The following is a 2,533-nucleotide window of genomic DNA, read 5'->3' on the forward strand; positions in this document are numbered from 1 at the left end:
TTTTTTCATCTCCCAAATTTGAAAAAGCATCAACTAATTCTCTTAATTCAAATTTTGCTTGTAAAATTTCTAACGTCATAAATTTTTTCCTCCTTTAATTTCATTGGCATTTTGATAAAAATTAGTGTTCCAGTATTTTTCCAGTTATCGGTTATTAGTATTACTGCATTCACAACCATTGAACGTACTTGCGATGGCCAAAGTGATTACGGTAATTTTGCGACTTAAATTGAGCAACCTCCTTTTACATTAAGCGAGCTGCGCTGCGTCATCTCAGCGGGCGCTGTCGATGATCGAGCCGCCATCGGGCGTGAGGCTTGAGCCTGTGATGAACTGCGAGTCCTTGCTGGCGAGGAAGAGCACCACAGGCGCAATATCTTCTTCAGGGGACCCGTAACGGCCGAGCGGGTTGGTCGGCGGTGGAACATCGGCCTCAGGCCCCCATGTTTCCGCGACCGGCAGGATGTTGTTCACGGTGATCTTGTCGGGTCCCCATTCGCGTGCGGCAGTGCGGGTCAGAGCGCGCACCGCTTCCTTCGCCATATTGTAAGGGGTGTAGCCCGGCAGCCCGATCACGCCCGCCATCGAACCGAAGTTGATGACGCGTCCTTCTCCGCTCGCCTTGAGGTGAGGATAGGCAGCCTGCATCATCCGTAGATAGGCGATAGGGCCAGTGTCGAAGTTGCGTTGCAACTGCTCCACCGAGAGGTCGATCACCGATGAGAAGGGCGCCGACGAATCGAACGCGTTGTTCACCAGGATATCAATCCCGCCATAACCCGAGACGACCGTATTGATCGCCGCCTTGATCTGGCCGGCATCACCGATGTCGCAGACTACGCCGATGGCATTTCCGCCCGTGGCCTTGATATCTGCGACGACGGCATCGACGTTTGCCGGGGTGCGTGACACGACCGCCACCTTGGCGCCTTCCGCCGCAAACAGCTTTGCGATGGTACGTCCGATGCCGCGACCGGCGCCGGTGACGATTGCTACTTTTCCTTCAAGCCTACCCATATTTTTTTCCTCCTTTAATTTCATTGGCATTTTGATAAAAATTGGTGTTCACCAGTACTTGGCCAGTTATCGGTTATTAGTATTACTGCATTCACAACCATTGAACGTACTTGCGATGGCCAAAGTGATTACGATAATTTTGCGACTTAAATTGAGCAACCTCCTTTCAAATTAGTTCATGAGTGAGTACACACTCAAAATACCTAGTGCTCACTCATTAATGAATAATATTACGGTATTTCATCTTGAGTGAGTACACACTCGTTAGCACTTAACACTTACTCACTAACAAAAAATATTATAGCATTTAATTTTGAGTGAGTACACACTCAAAATTATCCAGTCTTTACTTATCAATGAATAATATTACGATACTTGACTTTGAGTGAGCGCACACCCATAATAAGAGCATAAACGGCTTTCAACGCCATGTCAATAGAGTGAGGGATAAAATTGGATTTAAAAAACAAAATAGTTGAAGCTACCGAGCGAGTATTACTAACGAACGGACTTGCCAAGACCACGACTAAGGAAATTGCTCGGGCAGCCGGTTGCTCGGAAGGATCGTTGTATAATCATTTTAGAAACAAGGAAGATATATTTCTCCATGTTTTACAGGGTAAATTGAAAAATTTGATGAAAGCTTTAACATTGCTGCAAAGCCTTGCTGGTAAAGAAACGGTACGGAGAAACCTGAAACAGGTGGCTCTTGCGGCATTGGAGGATTATTATAGTTCGATGCCCTTAATTTGTTCTATTTTCTCGGAACCAGAAATATTGCTTCGTCATCGAGAAGGTTTTGCTTTACGAAATGAAAGTCCATATGCGGCAAATGAGGCGGTGGAAGCTTATTTATTGAAAGAAAAAAATATTGGTAGAATCAGCGAGAAACTGCATTCAAGAGCTGTAGCGGATTTATTGCTGGGAAGTTGTTTTCAACGTGCATTCCAATTGAATTTTTTAGGTGAAGAGGAGTCTCAAGAAGAGCAGGTTGAATTTGTAAATCGTATTTTGGATACGTTATTTCCAGGACAAGCATAATGGTAAGAACATATTTAACATCGCACTCACTAAACAACAAGTTGACAATCATTTTGCTTTAAACATCAATAAGCACAGCGGGAAGCGGGGCCCGGACGGTCGTTGTTCCGCTCCGTTTTTTCGTCGATGAGCAGCGGCCGTCGCAGGCCAGACGGCGCCGCATGCTGGCTTCCGGATTACGTGATTGATAGAAGAGAGACGGCCGGGGCCGGTCACATCCGAAGGCTTAGCGTATATTTTCGTTAAAATGTTGGCGGGACCCCATCGCCATCAAGCCAAGAAAACAGGTCACCCCCAAAACGATAAAATGGGCTTCTTTGTTACAAGAAGGTCTAAAATTTCGTTCTGGGGGTGCTGCAAAATTTTAACTTGATGGCGATCCCTTATTGAGCTGTTACTTTTTCAATATCTTTCACACCTCGATAGATTAGGTCAAACAATTCGTCGATGTTCTTTTCTTCAATACAAGAGAAGG

At 45.5% G+C, this 2,533-nt stretch carries 2 protein-coding genes; one reads left to right on the forward strand and one right to left on the reverse strand.

Translation table 11 applies throughout. The features are described from left to right. Window positions 1-273: 273 nt before the first annotated feature. A complete protein-coding gene (locus H540_RS0121945) occupies window positions 274-1,017 on the reverse strand; it encodes an SDR family NAD(P)-dependent oxidoreductase (protein ID WP_028402394.1) in 744 nt (247 codons plus the stop codon). Window positions 1,018-1,470: 453 nt separating this feature from the next. Between H540_RS0121945 and H540_RS0121950 the strand changes: the two genes are divergently transcribed. Beyond that, entirely contained in the window at window positions 1,471-2,058 is a 588-nt protein-coding gene (locus H540_RS0121950; RefSeq protein ID WP_028402395.1) for a TetR/AcrR family transcriptional regulator, read from the forward strand. Window positions 2,059-2,533: the final 475 nt, after the last annotated feature.

It is taken from the genome of Ectobacillus panaciterrae DSM 19096, assembly GCF_000430785.1.
In the GTDB taxonomy this organism is placed as follows: domain Bacteria; phylum Bacillota; class Bacilli; order Bacillales; family Bacillaceae_G; genus Ectobacillus; species Ectobacillus panaciterrae.